General features: G+C 60.0%; 8 protein-coding genes. All 8 read right to left on the bottom strand.

Annotated elements, in window-relative coordinates; genetic code table 11:
• Positions 1 to 1060: 1060 nt before the first annotated feature.
• The 8 genes from ABWK72_RS21990 to ABWK72_RS21955 all read right to left on the bottom strand — a co-directional run bounded on the left by ABWK72_RS21990 (position 1061) and on the right by ABWK72_RS21955 (position 18819).
• Positions 1061 to 5140 carry a choice-of-anchor D domain-containing protein gene (locus ABWK72_RS21990; protein ID WP_367871728.1) on the bottom strand — a complete coding sequence of 1360 codons (4080 nt, stop codon included), beginning with the start codon at positions 5138 to 5140 and terminating at the stop codon, positions 1061 to 1063.
• Complete coding sequence (locus ABWK72_RS21985) at positions 5031 to 9734, bottom strand: hypothetical protein (protein WP_367871727.1); 4704 nt, start codon at positions 9732 to 9734, stop codon at positions 5031 to 5033. The genes ABWK72_RS21990 and ABWK72_RS21985 overlap by 110 nt, the downstream gene beginning before the upstream one ends.
• Before the next feature lie 916 nt (positions 9735 to 10650).
• Positions 10651 to 11175: a hypothetical protein gene (locus ABWK72_RS21980; protein ID WP_367871726.1), complete on the bottom strand. Its 525-nt coding sequence runs from the start codon at positions 11173 to 11175 to the stop codon at positions 10651 to 10653.
• A 346-nt stretch (positions 11176 to 11521) separates the two neighbouring features.
• Entirely contained in the window at positions 11522 to 12223 is a 702-nt protein-coding gene (locus tag ABWK72_RS21975) for a hypothetical protein (RefSeq protein WP_367871725.1), read from the bottom strand.
• Between the two features lie 90 nt (positions 12224 to 12313).
• Positions 12314 to 14197, bottom strand: a complete 1884-nt coding sequence (locus tag ABWK72_RS21970; protein WP_367871724.1) for a DUF262 domain-containing protein — start codon at positions 14195 to 14197, stop codon at positions 12314 to 12316.
• Positions 14194 to 15294 carry a hypothetical protein gene (locus ABWK72_RS21965; RefSeq protein WP_367871723.1) on the bottom strand — a complete coding sequence of 367 codons (1101 nt, stop codon included), beginning with the start codon at positions 15292 to 15294 and terminating at the stop codon, positions 14194 to 14196. Before ABWK72_RS21965 ends, ABWK72_RS21970 begins: the two co-directional genes overlap by 4 nt.
• Positions 15275 to 17275 (bottom strand): AAA family ATPase, encoded by a 2001-nt coding sequence (locus ABWK72_RS21960; protein ID WP_367871722.1) that lies wholly within the window; start codon positions 17273 to 17275, stop codon positions 15275 to 15277. Before ABWK72_RS21960 ends, ABWK72_RS21965 begins: the two co-directional genes overlap by 20 nt.
• Positions 17272 to 18819 carry a restriction endonuclease subunit S gene (locus tag ABWK72_RS21955; RefSeq protein ID WP_367871721.1) on the bottom strand — a complete coding sequence of 516 codons (1548 nt, stop codon included), beginning with the start codon at positions 18817 to 18819 and terminating at the stop codon, positions 17272 to 17274. Before ABWK72_RS21955 ends, ABWK72_RS21960 begins: the two co-directional genes overlap by 4 nt.
• Positions 18820 to 18940 lie beyond the last annotated feature (121 nt).

Here is an 18940-nt window from a genome sequence, read left to right as displayed (position 1 = left end):
CCACAAGCCCGCCGTCCCCAACTCCCGAAAGAACGGACTCCACTAGGTGTATATCTTCAGCCCCGGCGATTGACTGGCCGTCAAAATCAACCGGATCGCTGTCGCTCCGCCAATAATTGTCCGCAAAGATCACATTCTCGTAAAGACGCGCTTCTGGGTCCAGCTTGATGGCCCCATCATTTGCAACGAGCGGGTGGGGATCTAAGGTCGTGACATGATCCACCCAAATTCCCCGCGAGCCGAGCAACTTCGCGGTCTCCATCATGACGGACGCGCCGCGGCTATGGCCAATGAGGTGGAACGGCCTTGTCGCGAGCGGATCCTTTATGCCGTGCTGAAGATGTGCATCTCTTAAGAACAGATATAACAGCCCGGCGATATCCGCGGTATTCACCTTGCTCCCCGTTTCGGTCAGATGATCCGAGAGGTCCGACCAATCAACGCTGAGAATCACCTCTGCCGCTTCGTCCGCACTCAACGGGGACTTCTTCTCCAAGCTGGCGGTGAATCCCGAAGTGGCAGTCCCCCCGAGTGTGAGACGATAACGGGAAGTAGTCTTGCCTTCCCAGTGAGCGGCACTGACGACTTGGCCTGCCATTTCATCGACCCAACCCGGATACTGAAAATGTTCCTCGACCCACCCATGGGTGATCACCGTCACACCGCCGGCTCGCGAGGAAACGCAAGCCGCGAGCATCGCCAGAAACACGGCAATCCAAAGGTAGCACACTGACCCTGCGAGTCGCTGCTGCAAAACTATACCACTCGACCTATGCACGGCAGATTCGCCGACAGTCGCGGTGAAGAGAGCAGATTGGCTGGAGCGCGGGGTCAGGACGGGGAGGGATGTCCTATTGGGGATCATGGAATATCCTGAGATAAGTCTATACTGCGTAGTCGCCGTGCCGATTCATGTCGAGTAGAATCGGGAAACCTCATCCCGCGGACCTTGAACCTTCATGTGGGCAGGACGACTCACCCACCATCCAGGGCGGTGACGGACCCACAGGCGTCCGTCACCGACCGGAGGTCTTGATCTTCAAGCATCCTCAACCCGCCGTCAGCGATTTTCAATCAACCTCAGGCGCACAAACTTATGGGGCGCTCCGTTGCTTGGTAACTCCGAGCGCATGAACTGGAGTTCCGAATTCTCGGATTCGACGATTTCCACCACCTGATCCGACCGCCAGTCGAGAAAGTCCGCACTCCACTCGATCCGAAGCTTCACACCGCGCGCCATCACTTCTTTGTCACGGGGATACCGGGCAATCAGTTTGCCGTCGGCAGATTCCACCGTCAGGGGCGATGGGGAGAAGACGCGAGGATTGCTCCCGACTGCCAGTTCAAGCAGATCAGGCAGACGGTCGCCGTCGCTATCGAGTTCGGGGTCGATCAGGCCGCCGCTTGCCGCAACGCGGGCGGTGTCCAATGACCTCGGGTTGATCGTGGCACCGGCTTCGGCCGCAGTCCCGGTTAGACTGATCAGGTAGGGGCTTTCATCCGGGTCGTTGCTCACGATCTTCAACTGCGCGGACTTCGTCCCTAGGCTTTGCGGCGCGAACGTGACCTTCAAGGACTTGGCCTTGCGTGGCTTCAGCGCGGCGGGGAACTTGGCCACGAGCTTGAAGTCGGCTGCATCCGGACCGATGATGCTGGCTGAGAATCCGCTCAGGTTGGCCGCGCCGCTGTTGCGGACAACAAAGGGAAGAACCTTTTTCTTCAGGGCGTAGGCACCGTTCTTCTTCTTTTTGAATACCAGTGTCCCGAAGTCCACCGTTCCGCCGGTGGCCACCGCCTTACCTTTGGGGGCTTCGACGGCGATGTCTGGCTGAGGCCCGGGCGGCAGGCCGGCGCCATTCAACACGATGTCGTAGCTGGGCAACAATGGATCATCGCTTGCCACGTGAAGGGTCGCGCTGCGAGCGCCGGGGGAAGATGGCGTGAACTGCGCCGTGAAGGTGGTGGTGCTACCTCCCGCGATGCTGGCGTTTGTCGGCGGCCCTGCTTGGAAATCCGCCGCATTCGCACCGGTCGCGCTGGTCGCGAGACCACCCAGCGGTCGCGTGCCCGCATTAAGGATGGTGAAAGTGCGGGAGACGGTGATAACCGTGCCGAAGTCCGCCGTGCCGGTGCCCGCGGGCAAGAGGGTGCCGGCGGCGTCTTTCACCGCAATGACGGCGGACTCCGGTACCCGTGTGCCGACCGACGCGGTGGCCGGGTTGACGATCTGGACATTGCCCACGCGATCCTTGGCCTGCACGTAGAAGCGGTAGCTGCCGCCGAGCGTGCCCGGATACTCCTTCGAGAGCAGCGTTGTGTCGGCGAGCCAAGTGCTCCAGGTCACGCCCTCATCGTTTGAGACATGAACGTTGTAGCTGGCGATCCCGCTACCCGTGCCATCGCTGCCGCTCCAGCGGACCGTGAAGGCCGGCGGGACATAGGCTGGCAAGGCCTGCACTTGGGAGCTGGGACGGTTAGCATCAATCGTAACCGGCGCTTGCTTGGTCGGATCGATCCCCTTGGTGGGATCGTGCGGATCCTTTTGGTCCGTGGTGACCGGGGCATTGGCGTCGAAAACGATGCTGGCGACATTCGGGATCACCGTCCCGGTGGCTAGGCTGCGCTTGGGATCGACGGTGTAGGTCAGGTAGCCCATGCCGCGGCCGGTACCATCCTCCGGCGGCAGGAAGCCGGTCAGGACATTCGCGGGCGGCAAGCCGGTACTGGGATCGATCGAGTAGAAGCTCGCATAGACTTGGCCGGTGGCACTGTGGATGCCCGCCTCCATCTGCACCTCGAAGCTCTGACCATTGTAGGTCATCGCCAGGGTCGTCTGGAAATGCTGGCTGCCTGATGGGATCGGGATGTTGTTGTCGCCAAAGCCAATACCGGTGAGCTGGAAGCTGCTCCAGTCGAAGTTGCTGCTCAGATTGTTAGTGATGGTAACGATCTGCGCAGGAGCCGTCGCGTTCTTGAAGTTCTCGTAGGTGATCCTGTAGGCGAAGGTGCCATCCAGGTTCGTGACGTAATTCTCCGCGCCATAGCCGCTGGGGCCATAGAGGGCGTTTGGGTCATCAGCATTGGCACCAGTGGTAGAGCCAGCTGGGTCTCCGGGCGGACCAAGGAATGGAGCTGGTGGCGCGGGGGGACCGTACGTACCACCCGGTGGCAATGGCGGCGGGGGAGGGGGTGGGATATCTGGTAAAGGAATTGGTGGAGGATCGAAATCGTTGAGCATTTCTTCGACCCCTTCTGGATTGTCGATTATGCCGTCAGCGATTTGGGTGCCTCCGCCAACAATTGCGAGTCCCGCCACAATGGCTGCCGGTATAGTAATCGGAGCAGACCCAAGTACGACAAAGCCACCAATGATTGCAACTCCACCCGTGATAAGGCTACCTTTAAGAGAGAGTCCAGAGGGATCCTGGAATTGAGTAGGGATGTTCTGCACATAGCCATAGAGATTCAGTCCGCCCAACAACCCGATCGGATCCTGCGACAAGAACCTCCCCATCCCGGCGCTGTATAATCGCGCGCGCATGAAGCTAAGCCCGTTGCCCTCCGCCATCACTCCTGCTGCGCCTACGAACTCGAAGAGATTCTGAACCGCGGTAACTCCCGAGAGCTTCTCACCGAAGGGCGAATAGCTGTAGCGGTTCACGTAGCTGCCCGCGGCATTGCTCATGCCCACTACAGAACCGAGCACATCCGTGTCGTAGTAGCGAATCGCCCCCCCGGACCGCTGACTGGTCAGCCCCAGGCCGTGGATGTAGCGCGCGACCACCGTGCCATTGGCATCGAAGGTGCCGACCAGATCACCCAAACCGGCCGGGTCCACCAATTCACGGATCGTGCTTCCGCCGCTGGTCTTGGAGATCCGCTTGCCGAGCGCATTGTAGCCATAGTTCGCGCTGCCCTCCGGGCCGGACGAGCTCTCGAGCTGGTTCAGGACATTGTAGGTGAAGTTGCTGGTCCCATCCGAGAGCTGGTTGCCATTGCCATCGTAGAGGCAGGCCACGCCTCCGACGCTGGCGTATTGGTTCATGTTGTTGGACACATACGCCGTCGTCACGCCATTGATCACCGTCGCCGTACGGTTGCCCATCGCGTCGTAGGCATACTGCAGGTCCTGATGGGGTGTAGTCGCAGTGTTGTTTGAGGCGAAGACCGCGTGGACGAGTTGTCCGTTCGCATCGTGGGTGTAGGTCCACTTTCCTTGCAGGCTGGTCTCCGTGGTTTTCAGGCCGAGCGCGTTGTAGGTCGCGTCGAAGCGGCTGTTCACCGAGCCATCCGGCGCGCGGTTCACCAGGTGCAGCACCTGGCCATTGCCATCGTATTCGTAGGTGGTGTAGGTGCCGTTGCCGTGGGTCTTGCGCTCCAGGCGGCCATTGGCGGAGTAAAGGTGGGTCACGATCAGGACGCCATCGCCATCCCGCAGCTTCCAGAGCCGCCCCAGGATGTCGTATTCATAGGCCGTGGTGAAGCCGGTCTGGTCGGCCATTGTAGCGCGGCGCCCGGCGCTGTCGTAGGTGAATGCCAGCCAAAGATTGCCCGGGTAGGACACTTGGGTCAGCTCGCGCGTCGCGGCATCGTAGGTGAAGTTGGTGGTCCCCTCCCCGTTCGTGGCCGTCAGCATCTGGCCGCGCGCATTGTAGGTGTAGGTGAAGACCTCGCCGCTGCTGAAGGTCGCCCCGGCGAGCTGGCCGGCGGCATTGTGGGTGAAGTTCACCGGCTCGCCCGCGGCGTTCACGAAGCTGAGCGGATTGCCGGTGGTGTCATAGGTAATCGATTCGGTCCGGCCATTGGCGAAGCCGGTCCCGGTCAGCAGCCCCGCGGAATTGTAGGAGTAGCTGGTGACGTTGCCCTTCGCATCCGTCAGCTTGGCCAACTGTCCGAAGGCCGGCTCATACTCCATCCGCGTGATGGTGCCGAGGAAATCGGTGGCCGCAGTGACGCGCCCGGACTTGTTGCGCACGAAGCTCGAGGTGATCCCGGCGGCATTGGTGATGCCGCTCAACTGGTGGTTGCCGTCATAGCTGAAGAAGGCCGGATTGCCGGTGGCATCGACCACCTTGGCCAGCAGGCCGACCCCGTCGAAGAAGAGCTTCGTGGCGGCCCCCGCGGCGTCCGTGATGCTCACGCAGCCGGCGGTGTAGGAACAGGGTCTGCGGGATCAGGCCGCCGTTGGCGGATACCGATGCCAAGCGGCCCTTCGTGTCATAGGCCAGGCTCATCACCGTGCCGCCCGGCGGGGCGATGGAAGTCAGCGCGTGCAGCGCCGCCGATCCCGCCGTCGTCTGGTAAGAGTAGGTGGTTACCCTGCCATCGGTGCCGGTCACCGCGAGCAGGTGCGAGTTCGCCGCGTCGTAGGTGTAGGTGGTCGTCTCGGTGGCGGAGTTGGTGAGCTGGGAGATCCGCCCGGCCGCATTGTAGGCCAGGCTCAGGAACTGGCCGGAGGAGGCGGTCAACTTGGTCAGCTTGTCAGCCGTGAAAGTGGCGGTAATCCGGTTGCCGGCAGGATCCTGGAGGTAGTTGAGCTGTCCATTCGCGAGGAAGTAGGTCTGGATCCCCTCCAGCGTGGTGTGGCGATAGCCACCCGCCACCGCAACCAACGTGGCCTGGTCTCCCGGCACCGAGAAATAGCGCCCCTGATAGCGGCTGTCCGGCAGGTAAACCGCCTGGTCGCCGCCGCCGGTCGAGATCGTGATCCGTCCATCCGGCGCGATGGCAAGGCTGCGCTGCCACGGCGTCACCCATCCGAGCCCCAAGGGCCCGTCGATGAAGCGGCCCGGAATGCTGTTGCGGAAGGTCCGGCCGAAGGCCAGCGAAAGCTTGCCGGGTATCGGCAGCGCCTGGTCCGTCGTGCCGCCGACCGCCTCATTGGGTAGGGTGTTGTAGGCCTGGGTAACGGCGAAGCTCCATAGCTTGCTGATGTCCGTCTCGTTCTTCCCGAGTTGACCCAGATAGGCGGCGTTCTGATCGAGGAGACGGACGTAGCCTCCCGCGGTAGTGCCGAGTTGCGACAGCAGATTGGCGTAAACAATGTGCCATGCTTCGGCCGGGACCGCCGCCGGCTTGGTCGCCGCTTCAAGGGTGCTGTAGTCCACCGGAGCGCTGCTGTCCGCATGGGTGGGGTTCACGTGGAAGTCATAGCGGCCACCGCCCCACTGGTCGCTGCGCCAGCCGACGTAATAAACGGGCACGGTGCGCGACTCGCCCGGCTGCAGGACGCCCGGCGTTTCCCCGCTGGCGAGGATCTGCACGGAATCCGAGTAGCCCAGCGGCGCGGCGGAGGTCCAGAAGCCGGCGGTGATCAAGCTCGGATCCAGGGACAGAAAAGCGCCCTTTTGGCCGGTGACCGTCGTCCCATACACGTTGAGAACCGGTGCCGGCATGGGAGCGACTCCTTCATTGGTATAGTGGACGTAGATCGTGGCGGAAATGTGGTTGCCGATCGGATTCGGAACCGTGATCCGGGTTCTCAGGATGCCCTCTCCCGCGGGATTGATCTTGAGTGAGGAGGGCAGTTGGGCCGTCGCCCCGCCGGGCTGGGTCACCACGATCGAGTAGGTGCCGGGCGGGAGGGAGTTTGCGGCGAAGGTCGCGGTAATACGCGTGGGCAGATCGGTGCTGGAAGAGGCTGCCGGATACACGCTGCCATTCGCCGCCACCAGGCTGACCGTGGAGCCGGGGGTGAAGCCCGCTCCCGTCAGGACCAGGGTGGTGCTCGCATTCGCCACGCTCTGGCTGGTTGAATTCTGAGTCAGGAAAACCTCGCCAGAGCTCGCCTTCAGCACGAAGCCCTTCGCGCCGGCGGGGGCCGACTCACAATAGGCGAGCAGATACCAGATCCCCGCCTTCGCCGAAGGAACCAGGATCCGTTGGGTGGAGCCTGCGGACTTCGCCGCATGGTCATAGGTCTCTCGGGTCGGCGGGGCACCGTGGCGGGCATAAAGCTCCGAGTGACCACCACCGGCGACGTTCGAAAGGGCGATGTCCAAGGGCGTGTTCTCCGGAAGCTCCACCTTGAACAGGCGCGCGTCACCGGTGCCGGCCCAAGTCCCCGCATAGGGCGCATTCAGCGCCAGTGTGGTCAGGCTGGTCTGGTTGACCGAAAAACCGTAGGCCCCGGCGGTGCCCTCAAGACCCCGGACATGCAAGGTGTAGTTACCGGAAGCTGGCAGATTGATCAGCGCTGAATCCCCGGCCAAATCTTGGAACCCGATGTATCCTGCCGGGCCTTTGAGGGTGAAGACAATGCCTGCCGGCACGGGAAGCTGGGGCCGGAGCTGGATCTGCTGGCCTTCCAAAGCCGAGAAAGTCCACTGGTCCACCGCGAAGCTTCCCCCTATCGAGCCGACAACCTTCTGTCCCAGCGTGAGCGACCGCACGTTCGGCGTCGAATCCCACACTCCCAGAATGTAGTTGCCGGTGGCGACCGTGTGAGCCGCGGGTGCATTCACGCGGATGCGATAGCTCCCGTCGGCAGGAATGTTGATGTCCGCGAGGATCACCCTTTCACCTTGGACGGTGGAGAAACCGCTCGTCACCACACCGCCCGTGGAATCCACGAGTTGGACATTGGCCCATGCAAGGTGCGGGAGCACAGGTGCCGGAGCTCCTGTCGGCCCGGGATTTAGCATAATACTGACCGCCCTGCCAGCGCGCGCAGTGAAACTCCACTCGTCGAGTTCGCCGGCAACCGCCAATTTCCCCGGCACCGGGGTACCCAGGGCGATCTCTCCGGAGTCGGGGATCTGGATGATCGTTCCGTTCGTCACGGTTCCACCCAATTGAACCGCCCGGGCGTAGAGATGCAGTCCATTCAAATTCAGCATGCAGCCCGTGGGGATGATCACCGAGTTCGCATAGAGACACTCGGCAAAGTTGCTCGTGGTGTTGCGGGCATTGTCTACCAGCTTGACGTTGGTGTTGTTGCCTAGCGCCAAAGTCCCGAACACGTTGTTCCCGCTGAAGCCTTCGGCAGCGGTGCCGAGATCACGGCTCATCGCCTCCAGAATTTGCGGATTCAGGGAAGATCTCGCGCCGTTCATCAGGAGAGTTCCGGCAGGATCCGCGCCGCCCGTGTTCTTCGTGGTCCCCGTGAAATCTCCGGTGACAGAAAGCCGGCCGGACGAAGAAAGCACCAGCAGCGCCGCATCGTTGAGCGATAGCGACCCGTCGATGACCAGGCTTCCTCCGTTGGTGATTTTCACAGTCCCCGTGCTCACCAGCGGACCATTGATCTGAAGGGTCTTGTCAGGGGACGTGATGCCGATCAGGCCGCTGTTGAAAACCCCATACTGAATGGTGCCATAGCCGATGAAATTTTGACCAGCGGGGATCGTGAAGGCGGAGCCGAAGTCCATCGCGACTCCTACAAGATCCACCAATTGGTTTACCTGCACCTGCCCTCCGCCGGAGGCTGAAATCGAGGAGCCAGGATTCGGATCATTGTCCCTGAATGAACCTAGCAGCGGTGCGAAGATGGTGGCTCCGCCGCCAGCCACGAGATTGATCGAGCTGTTGCGGTAGATGTCGCCGTCAGCGGGCTTGGTGATTGTCGTCAGGACCGGCAGGCTCATCACCGCGGTGCCGTAGTTCCCGCTCAGCGTCAGATAATACCCCGGGCTGGCGCTGCCGGTGATGCTTCCCAGGTTTGGAAAGATCAATTGGCTACCATTGTGGAAGACGTTCCAGTTCACGTTGCGGTTGGCCGGCTGCACGTAACTGGTCACGTTCGGGAAAGTCACCACCGCGCCGTTCTCGACCGTCACGGCACGCAACTCCCCGAACGATACCAGGTTGCCCATCGTCAGGGTGCCGCTGTTGATCTGCAGCGCGCTGCCCGGGGACAAGGATACCAAGCGCTCCGGATGCGAGGCCGCGTTGAGATTCACATCCACACCGGTCAGTGCGGTGAGCAGCGGCAAGTCGAGCACCGCCGTCCCGGATGCTCCCAAACTCGAGTCGGGATTAGGGTCGTTGTCCTTGAAGGTGCTCAGCAGCGGCGCGGAGATGGTGGCTCCGCCGCCCACCGCGAGATTGATCGAGCTGTTGCGGTAAATGTCGCCATCGGCGGGCTTGGTGATTGTCGTCAGGGCCGGCAGGCTCATCACCGCGGTGCCGTAGTTTCCGCTCAGCGTCAGGTAGTATCCCGGGCTGGCACTGCCGGTGATGCTCGCGAGATTCGGGAAAATCATCCGGCTGCCATTGTGGAAGACGTTCCAGTTCACGTTGCGGTTGGCCGGCTGCACGTAACTGGTCACGTTCGGGAAAGTCACCACCGCGCCATTCTCGACCGTCACGGCACGCAACTCCCCGAACGATACCAGGTTGCCCATCGTCAGGGTGCCGCTGTTGATCTGCAGCGCGCTGCCCGGGGACAAGGATACCAAGCGCTCCGGATGCGAGGCCGCGTTGAGATTTACGTCCACCCCGGTCAGGGCGGTGAGCAATGGCAGGTCGAGCAATGCCGTCCCAGATGCTCCCAAACTCGAGTCGGGATTAGGGTCGTTGTCCTTGAAGGTGCTCAGCAGCGGCGCGGAGATGGTGGCTCCGCCGCCCACCGCGAGATTGATCGAGCTGTTGCGGTAAATGTCGCCGTCGGCGGGCTTGGTGATTGTCGTCAGGGCCGGCAGGCTCATCACCGCGGTGCCGTAGTTTCCGCTCAGCGTCAGGTAGTATCCCGGGCTGGCGCTCCCGGTGATGCTTCCCAGGTTTGGAAAGATCAATTGGCTGCCATTATCAAAAACATTCCAGTTCACATTGCTGCTCGCGGGCTGCGCGAAGCTAGTAACATTCGGGAAGTTGACGACCGCGCCGGAACGGACCTGAAGGGTTGCGGCTGAAAGATTGGTGGCACCGTTCACAGTGACGCTGCTCCCTGCCCCTGTTACTTGAAAAATGCGGCCTGCTTGCAACGTGAATGGGCCATTGAAAATCCAATTCCCGCGGATGTCCAAAGTCTGGTCGGCGTTCGCTGGTGCCACGTAGGGGACGTTGACGGTAACCTGGCCAGCCTGCAAAACACCCGAGCTGGGAAGGGTGAAACTTCCAGAATCAATCACCGCCGAATCCGCCAGTCCTGGCACTGCGCCTGTGCTCCAATTTGCAGGATTATTCCACGAGCTACCGTCGCCTCCTCCTGTCCAAATCGCGGTCGCAGCCAGAGCTTTTACGAGCAGGAAATTGTTGATCAACACGTACGCAATGAGACCAACCAGCTTGGGACGATGAACCATGGGATCAGGGGAGGTAGAGACCGAATGCACGCCGGGGATACAGGATGCGGCTACGAGCCGCCAAAAAGGAGGACTCGTTTCGGAATCCAGACTTCAACTCCTCTGAGGTCGAGGCAAGCTGGAAACCACCCCATTATTCCATACCACCCCCTATATTGGGGGTATCAGCTAATGGGTGTTGGACAATGGATCGGGGCTTGGAAAGTCGTGTGGCCGGCGGTGGAGTTCGGATGGCCACCGTCGGGGACGGGCCTCCAAGGGCGCTTACGCCGTACGATGAACCCGTTAATGCTCCCCAAGACAATCCATGCGGCTTTTTCTTTCTATCAAAGCCAGATGCCTGAAACCGGCAAAGCAAAGCTCCCAGCCTCGTGCTTGAGCACGACACCGTCGCATTTTTCAAGTGTCACGCATCGGCGCGCCCCTTGCTGAATGAACCCGATCTCGAATCGGGATGGCGTCGGAGTACATTCCAAACGCTATCGGAGATCATAGGCCAACGGCCATCGGAAGAACTCAGCCTTGGATGCGGCTGGTCGTATTCCTTGAAGAGATACGCGACCGCACCCAGTCGGTCGTCGTAGGTCCGAGCAACCACATCCGGCGTGCCCAGTTTCCGGCCGATGGCTTCCATGGCGCGAATCAGGCTTTCGGGTTGAAGTTCTCGAGGTAAGCCGCTGATCAACGCATGCAGGTGGGGATTGGATCGTGACTTGCCCCATTCAAGTGCAACCACCCAAAGAAGCGGCCTTCGTTTGAGAATGCGAACTTCCTTCGCAAGCCGACCACGGAAACCGTTCCAAATCGGCTGAGCCCGGTTTCCCACACCCGGTACATGTGGCAGAGCGATCGTGACGAAGAACTGCCAGTGAACTTGGCTAAGTGCCCAAATTGTCCCTGTGCTTTCATCTCGGGTTCTTTCACGCTTCACTTGGCTCCTCCGCCAAGGATTCCAAAAATTGGCACAACGACGCGAAGTCGATCAATCGGGTAGCCCGCGTCTGGCCAGGCTCAGCCAACGAGACACTCCTGAACTTTCGAGCTTTGATCAGTTGGTAGAGTTTCGCCCTCGAAATGCCGAACCGTCGGATGGCCTCCGGGATTCTGATATAGAGCGGAGTTTCAGTCGGGGTCTGATGGGATGCGGTACTGTCAGCCATGTCGCCAAGCTACCAAAATTGAAAGTTGGCCCTCCGCTGGCAAAAACGTAAGCATCGCGAATAGCCGCTTGGCAAAATGAGCCACTCCCTCGAATGCGATTGGCAATAACGATGTGATTAGCTGCCCTTCTTGGTCCGCCTTGCCGTCGCTCCGATGCGTTTCTGATCTGACTTCTGGCGATTGCTTCGCTTCGAGACAGCTGCTTTGGCAATTTTCTGCATCGTAGGCTCCAAGAACTTTTTTCGAGATTTGATGAGGAGATCGAGGAGACGTTTGTGGCGAGGACTGTCGCGGCCCTCGAGAAACCTAACGAAATCTTCCTCGATCTCATTGACTTGTAGGGGTGCGAACTTCTGAGCTCTTAGTTGGTCCATCCGTGTATCGATGTCGCTCGCAGACGGTTCCCGGCCTTCTGACACCGGCAGATCCTCGTCTCCGAGTAACCTTTGGACCTCGTTCGTCTTGACCATCAAATATTGCACGTACTCGCGGAACGTCGTCTCCCTTCTCGAACGCTTTCTCAAGTTAATGGGGTCAAGGCGCTTGGTCAGTTCCACGAACCCAATCATCGCACCGAGGCCAGCCTCGTACTCTTCGGGGCTGCTCTCAGTTTGATTCCAGTGCTCTACCGACTCCTGTGTGAGATTCCTCGAGGGCTCTGCCGGCTGCCGCTCCTCCGCAAGAAGACGCTCAACCTCCTTCACGACGCCCAACGCCTGCCTCGCAGCCGTTTGCTCCCACCTCGGAACGGTCGTCCGATTTGCCGCGAGAATGCCCGCTACCACCGACACAGCTAGGAACCGTTCTTTCTCGTCCACACGACCGATGAAAGCCGCTGCGTCGCAGATGTCGATACACAGCCGGACCTCTCGGATACTATCAACCTTCTTTGGACAGAAGTCGATCTCTTACGCTTGAGCTTGGTCCGGCCCCGCCCAGATCTTCAAAGCGTGCTCGAAGAGCTCCTTACCACGCTTGTCGATAGCATCCTCGTCCCAGGTCTCGAAACGGCGCAGTCGCTGCGTGATTGGCAGCAGGGTGGCGTCCAGCATTCCTTCCTTCTTCGAAGCCCAAGCCGAATTGGAAACGGAAGAGTTTAAGGACTGGGTAAGAAGGGTGAGATTGCCCATGGTTTGGAGCGCCGAATTCCTCCGCTGGGTCGGTGCCCGTCGTGGATCGCCGGCCTCCGCCGTGTAGAGCTCCCAGCTCGATAGCCCCTTTGATCCGTCTGCAAATGGCCAGTGGTCCGTCCACTTCTGCGGTAGAATGTGCTCCACGGTCAGCGAGCCGTTGAAGGTGATTGGCTCCTGTTTGGCGGAGTGTATGGACTCACTGATTCGCCGCAGAATATGGACTATCTTGGGATTGTTGAGGACCTGATAGGCGTGCTGTGCCTGCCACGCCTTGATGAAGGCCTCGTCGTTTGGCCAGCCGGAGGCGCTGCCCCCGTGCTCGGACAGAATCTTGCGGAAGTTTCCGGCGTTCGCTCCGGTCTTCTTCATCGACTTCGCTACCGAGAGGAAGAGGCGGTTGTAGTTCTTCGTCCCTGAGCCGACAACGGCCCGGCGAACAATGAAGGACTCCAGATCGCCCGCGATGGCCTTCCATTCCGCTTCCTCAATCTCCGCTTCCAGGATCATCAGAAGGAGTGGAATGCAGGTACCTACGTCGAAGATTTCCAGAAACCTCATCAAAGGAGCAACCATGTCGTCCTTTGCCGGGTCGGCGAGCCGGCGGAAATGCCCTCCCTGCCGTGCGAGGGTTTCCAGCTCCTCGCGCACCGTCTGGAAGGGCCTATTTCGCTCGATCCAGAAGCGGTACTCGACGAACAGGTGCTTGATAGGGATATCCATCAGTTGCCTGCTCGTGAGGAAATGCTGCATGAACAGGTCGCTACGCGGTCGATTCAGGCGGCCCTGTCTGACCTCCACGCGCCAGAATGGTTCATCGAAGGAACTCCAATAGGCCTGGTAGAGTTCTTCTTGCGGCTCCTCCTGCCGAGCAGCGCGCAAGAAAATGTAGTTCCGCAGCAAGTCGGCCGGGAGTAGCGGCTCGCCACGCGCATTTAGAGTCTCGAAAATGACCTGGGCATCGTCTCCTTGGTCGAGGTCGATCACGACGACCTGCAACGCGCTCTTCAGCGTCTGAAAAGCTTCTTCGAGGCGCGTCGCCAACTCCCTCTCAGCCAGGAGAGGCGGATCTCCGTTTTCACCCAGGAAGAAGCCTGTGAGTTGGTCGTGGAAGAACAGATAAGCCTCGATCATCCGCGGCCGGGAATCGTATTTCCGCGCATACTTCCGTTTGACCAGCGGATGCTTCTTTTCCACCGCTGCGCGGCTGCCAAGAGTCAAGGCGTCGCGGAACTGGGCCTGATCGAGCTGGGTCGGCCAGACCTTGAACCTATCCACTTCGGGATTCGCCATCATCCCGCGGTTGAAGGTATAGTTCTCCGCCTCGTTCGCCAGATCCACGCATCCCTGCTCTCGGCAAAAGTCCCGGAAGGCGGAGATGAAGAGTTGGAAGGTCGTCAGGCGCTGCTGGCCGTCGATCACCTGCCGCCGCTCGACGTGGGTGCTCGGGGTGAACTTCTGGTCGAGAACCATCGCTCCGAGGAAGTGAACTGGTGCATCTATACGGCCTTCCAAGCGCTCGGTGAACTTGCGGCTGATGTCCTCCCAGAGCGGTTCCCACTGGGGCTCTCGACTCCAAACATACTGACGCTGGAACAAGGGGACTTCGAGGCGGGCCTTCTTTTCAAAGAGGGCGAGGAGCGGGGCGGCGTCGGCTTTCATTGCGAGAGTTCCGGAAGGTTGGAGTTCCCGAACTCTTCGAGGTATTCGGGGCGCTGGTCGAGAATGGCTTGGCAGACGGCGGCGTGGACGATGGCGGACGCGGTCCGGCCTCGTTCCGCCTGATGATCTTCGAGTTGAATTTGCACAAGGCTCTGGATGGTGTTTGCCGCGCTAGCCCGCCGGTTTACCCTCCCGACAAGAACATCGAAGTGAGCCGATGCCGCATTCGTCCAGCGATTGGAGAGGTAGCGGCTCGGATTCGGCTGATCGAGCCTGTCCAAAAGCCAATGATGATTGTCCAGCCGACGCTGTTCGTTTGCATCAAACGAATGTAACTGGGGAACGGATTGCCTAGGATTTCCGCTGAGCTGTATCCGGACTCCGTCGGAAGCCGGGCACCCGAACGGATGGAGCCAATCAACTGAAGAGCGCGGAGGGCCGGGCGACAGCGCAATCCGGTCGCCCTTCGCAATCGTGGTATCATTGCAGCTTTTGCAGATGGGAACCAGATTCCATGGACTACACGCCAGAAGCGGGAAGTGGCTTTTGCAGTAGTAGTGATCTAGTTCGGCAGTTCCCAAATCACCGTCGCAATAAGGACAAACGACCATGGTGGGGTTGGCGTCCCGGAACCTCTCTTTGTAGCCCCACTTCGTTATCGCGCGACCGCCAGGAAAAGTGTAGCCTTTCGTCCTGCCTGCCTGTCCTAGGAGCGCGTAACAGTCCTTGAAGAACTCTGTCACGGTCGCAGCAAGGTCGGCATCAATGTCGGGCAGCCCGTTCAGGTCACGGAAATCACCGCCAGTCCGAAGCAACGCAGGCACGTTGTTCTGGCGGCGGAACTCGTCATAAAGACCTTTCCGGGCTGTGGGCGTTGCCCCCGCAATGGCTTGGATGCGAGCTTCCTGCCCGCCCAGGCAAAACTTTCGCACCCATTCGGCATCCAAGCGGCACCACACGCCTTGAACCCAGGCGGCATTGACCGTTTGGGGTGCTAGACCTGGATCGGATAACGCCTTAAGCAACTGCTTTTGCAGGCCCACGATCCGGCACAGCAAAGACGCGCTCGTGGGAAGTTTAAGGGGATGCAGCGCCATCGGTGGTTGCTCTCAGTTGCTTTAGTATGGCTCGGAGTTCGGCGCGGTGGAAGCTGCTGCCGAGAACTTCGAGAATCCCCTCCAGTTCGCTCTCTTTGCCTTTCCAGTCCTCTTCGAGCAGTCGGTTCAGGATCTTCAGTGAGCGACGGCCGATGCTGCTTTCGGCGTGGAAAAGGTTCATGTTCACCTCTCCCGGATCGGTGCCGAAGAGCCCGCCTTTCACGCCCCTGGCGGTGGTCACGCCGGTCCGTAAACTTCTATCGAGCACCGTGACTTCAGCACCGAAGGCATCCGTGAGGGCGATGGTGGTGTGGGTCGCGATGATGACGTTGGCTTCCGTGGAATTGAGAAGCCCGGAATCCACCATATCGACGATGTCCCGCTTCCACACGTCATTGAAATGTGTCTCCGGCTCGTCGAGCAGCAACAGCGCTCCATCCTGGCCGCGGAGAAGGAAGAGAAGACCGATGCGGCCCAACAGCATTTGCTCGCCGTCGCTGAGCTGATCGAAAGTGACGATCACATCATCGCTTTCGTCGGACTCTTCCCCGTCGTCCTGTGTTCCGGTTCGCCGAAGCCTTTTGACGGTAAGGGTGACGTCTTCCAGGAGACCGGTTCTCTCCCAGTCCCGGAGACGGGCGAAAAAATCAAGCGGAGTGGAGTCGAGACCCAAGTCCTTGCAGAACAGTCGGAGAACTGCTTCCGCACCGGTTTTGCAGCCATCGACTCTCCCGGCGGTTTCTTCTACCTCTCTGCTGGAAACCCCAAGGGGCGACGCCTCCTTTAGCTTCTCGGTCAGGTTCAGCGACCGTGTCGGGCCGAGGGAGATAACCGCACGATGCCGGCCACGGGGTTGAGCGATCACTTCGTCGGCCAGAGCCACTAGGCACAATAGCTCCTCATGCTGAAGAGGAGACACGCGGTCATCGGCATCCCGGTAGGTGATGCTGAGGTGAGTGGGAAAAAACCAGTCGATGTCATTGAGCGCCCGGCGTGCGGTCGTTTGGTCTTGAATCGGCGCGGCCGGATTCCGGAGGTTCCTTCTCAGTCCGTCCCGATCCGCTTCGGTGTTCTGACCGGCAAGCTCGGTGGCGGTTTGCCAGAGGGCCATGGCGATGCCGGCATACCGGAGCTGGTGATGGCGGATGCGGAAATAGAAATCCTGCACGCGCTCGGAGCGGGGTGTGCGGTTCATCGCCACCTTCCGGCGGATTTCATTTAGGGGAGCGAATTCCTGCGTGAGCTGCGCCATGGCCTCGGGAGGCAGTTCACCAACTTGACCGCCTCCTGGAGTGGTTTCCGCCGTCCCGCTGATTTTGAGTGTGGTCCGGGTGAGAATGTTGGTGATGCGGATCGGTTGCTCTTCCTCCCACTCGCGATCCATAGTCCAGCCTTGGGGTCTCTCGTCCTCGCTGCGGTATTGCCCCTCATCTTCATCTTTCGGGTGTAGTTCCGGGTCATCGAGACGGTCCCACGGCCCCGCCGCGCCGGAGGTGTAGGCGATGAGCCGTTTCGGCAGGCGGGCAAAGAGAAGCGAACCGCGTAGTGCGTCCGGGCCGAACTCGACCTCCCGTGTGTGTGCTAGCGGATGATCCTCTTCCGCTCCGATTGCATCCCGCATTTCCGCCCATTCGATGCGGCCCGCGCTGCCGGGCACCTCGGGGATCATCGCGAGGAACGATCGTTCGTCGGGCTTGTTGCTGTAATGTAAAACCGTAGTGCGAGGATCGCTCCCATCCTCTTTGTCCCAAGCGAGGGTGAGCGGAACCGGCGGCAGTTCGAGTAGATTCAGTGCCCGAAAGGTCCGGTAGAGTATCCGCAAGATCGACGATTTGCCGCTGCCGTTCACGCCGACGACAAAGTTCAGCGTTCCTTTGCGGGGCGGCACCAGAAAGGGCCGGATGCGTTCCTCGCGACCGAACACGACGGCGGTATCGTCCAGTGGCCCGTAGCGAGGGAGATGGAGGTAGCGAAGTCTCATTTCTGGGCACGTTCCTTCTCCAGTTGTCCGATGAGGCGCTCCATCTCGCGAAGGCGGGTCAGGTCTCCGGGCTCACTTCCCATCGTGATCGGCTCGCCATTGAAGGTGATTGTCTTTCCACCAAGCTGAACTTCGTTGGGCCGGTCCTTGAGCACAAGCCGATAAGCGTTCCCGAACAAATACTCGCCGGTGTCCTCGGTCTGCTCCTCACGACTCACCGGGATCAGCAAACCTCGGACGGCCAGAACGGCCAGGTGCCCCTCGATGGCCTGCGGATTCTTGCGCAAGGGTGGTGTTCTGAGATACTCGCCGAGCATCCTGGCGTTGAAGTAGCGGATGTAGCTGCTCCCGCCGACCATCCGTTTGATCTCACCAAAGAGGAGCCATTGCTCGCGATTAAGATCGGAGTAGATGCCGTCGGCGTGATCCTCAAGGACAAGGGATGCCGTGGCCTTCGAAGTTGCAGTTCCATGTGTTAAGAGTTCGGCGATTCGCCCTCGGGTAGATTTGAGCGTTTGATCGCGCTCATGGACTTCGGCATCCAACCTGCTAGAGTTTGCTTCCCGCCATTTGGCTGTGAGTTCACCGGAGAAGGCGTGAGCTGAAAGGGAATCGACTAGGCTCCGAAAAAGCTTGTCGGTTGATGCGGTGCCGCATTGTTGGGCTTCTCGGATTTGGTCCTCAAACCGCAACTGATCTTCGAGTGACACATCGGGAACTGGAAGTTGCTTCAGCTGGCTGAGGTTGATGCTTGCAAGATTGGTTGTCTTCTTCGCGCAGCGAAGGAAGTAGTTTTTGGCTTTCGCGCTTTGGAGGTAGTGCGCGAAAAAATGGGAATTCAATCGCGAGGAATCCGGCCGGACACGAAACACGTGATTCTGGTGGATGCATGGCTCGACCTGGCCTTCCCACAAGCACCCGCGGCCAAGCTTATCGAAGTCCCCGCCTTCGGTGAGCAGGATGTCCCCTGCCATCAGCCCGAACTGAGCCACCTCTCCGTCCGTCGCAAGAGTTGTTTTCACCTCGTCGAGATCCACGTAGCCAGCTTGGACGTTGGCGACCCGCAGATATGAAACTTCGGATGTCATGCCTCTCGTTTTACGGCCAACCGCCACTCCCGACACGGCGTCCGCCAACTTATACAGGGGCACGAACCCATGCTGATTGCGGGCAACAAAGTGCTCGAAGAACATCGCCGGAATCAGATCGGCAGTTTTGGCTTCGGCTTGGGCGCGAAGGTCACGGATCTCGTCGGCCTCTTGCAGGATCTCCACGATCCGCTTCTGCTCGCTCAGGGGCGGGAGGGGCATCTCAATGGAGTCGAAGTCTTCTGCATCGAGTCGTGGAAGGTTCGCACCTTTGGTCATCGAGACGACACGCTCCACAAAGAAGGATGACGCCAAGAAGAAGGCAGCAAACTTAGAATCGACCAGCGGGCTTGGGCCGAAAGCCCAGATTTCCGTGCTGCACAAGCCCGCTTGTGGTGCGATACCGACTTTGTTGAGATAGGGACGGAGCTTGCCATATAGGATGTCGCCCGCCACAAACTTGGTTTTCAGGCTTTCGATCTCCTGCGGTTTCGTCTGGCGAATTATGATCCCTCCGCGGCCCCGGTCTTGAATGTCTTCGAGGCCGACAAGCCCTACGGTCAGGTCAGAACATCGT

It is taken from the genome of Luteolibacter sp. Populi (assembly GCF_040801775.1).
Taxonomy (GTDB): domain Bacteria; phylum Verrucomicrobiota; class Verrucomicrobiia; order Verrucomicrobiales; family Akkermansiaceae; genus Haloferula.
Note: the sequence above shows the minus strand (reverse complement) of the source record. Positions and strands in the feature narration are given on the sequence as shown.

What these genes read in the sequence shown, in the direction of transcription:
- ABWK72_RS21970 (WP_367871724.1), bottom strand. Translation starts at nt 14,197, where the DNA reads ATGAAAGCCGACGCCGCCCCGCTCCTCGCCCTCTTTGAAAAGAAGGCC.
- ABWK72_RS21965 (WP_367871723.1), bottom strand. Translation starts at nt 15,294, where the DNA reads ATGGCGCTGCATCCCCTTAAACTTCCCACGAGCGCGTCTTTGCTGTGC.
- ABWK72_RS21960 (WP_367871722.1), bottom strand. Translation starts at nt 17,275, where the DNA reads ATGAGACTTCGCTACCTCCATCTCCCTCGCTACGGGCCACTGGACGAT.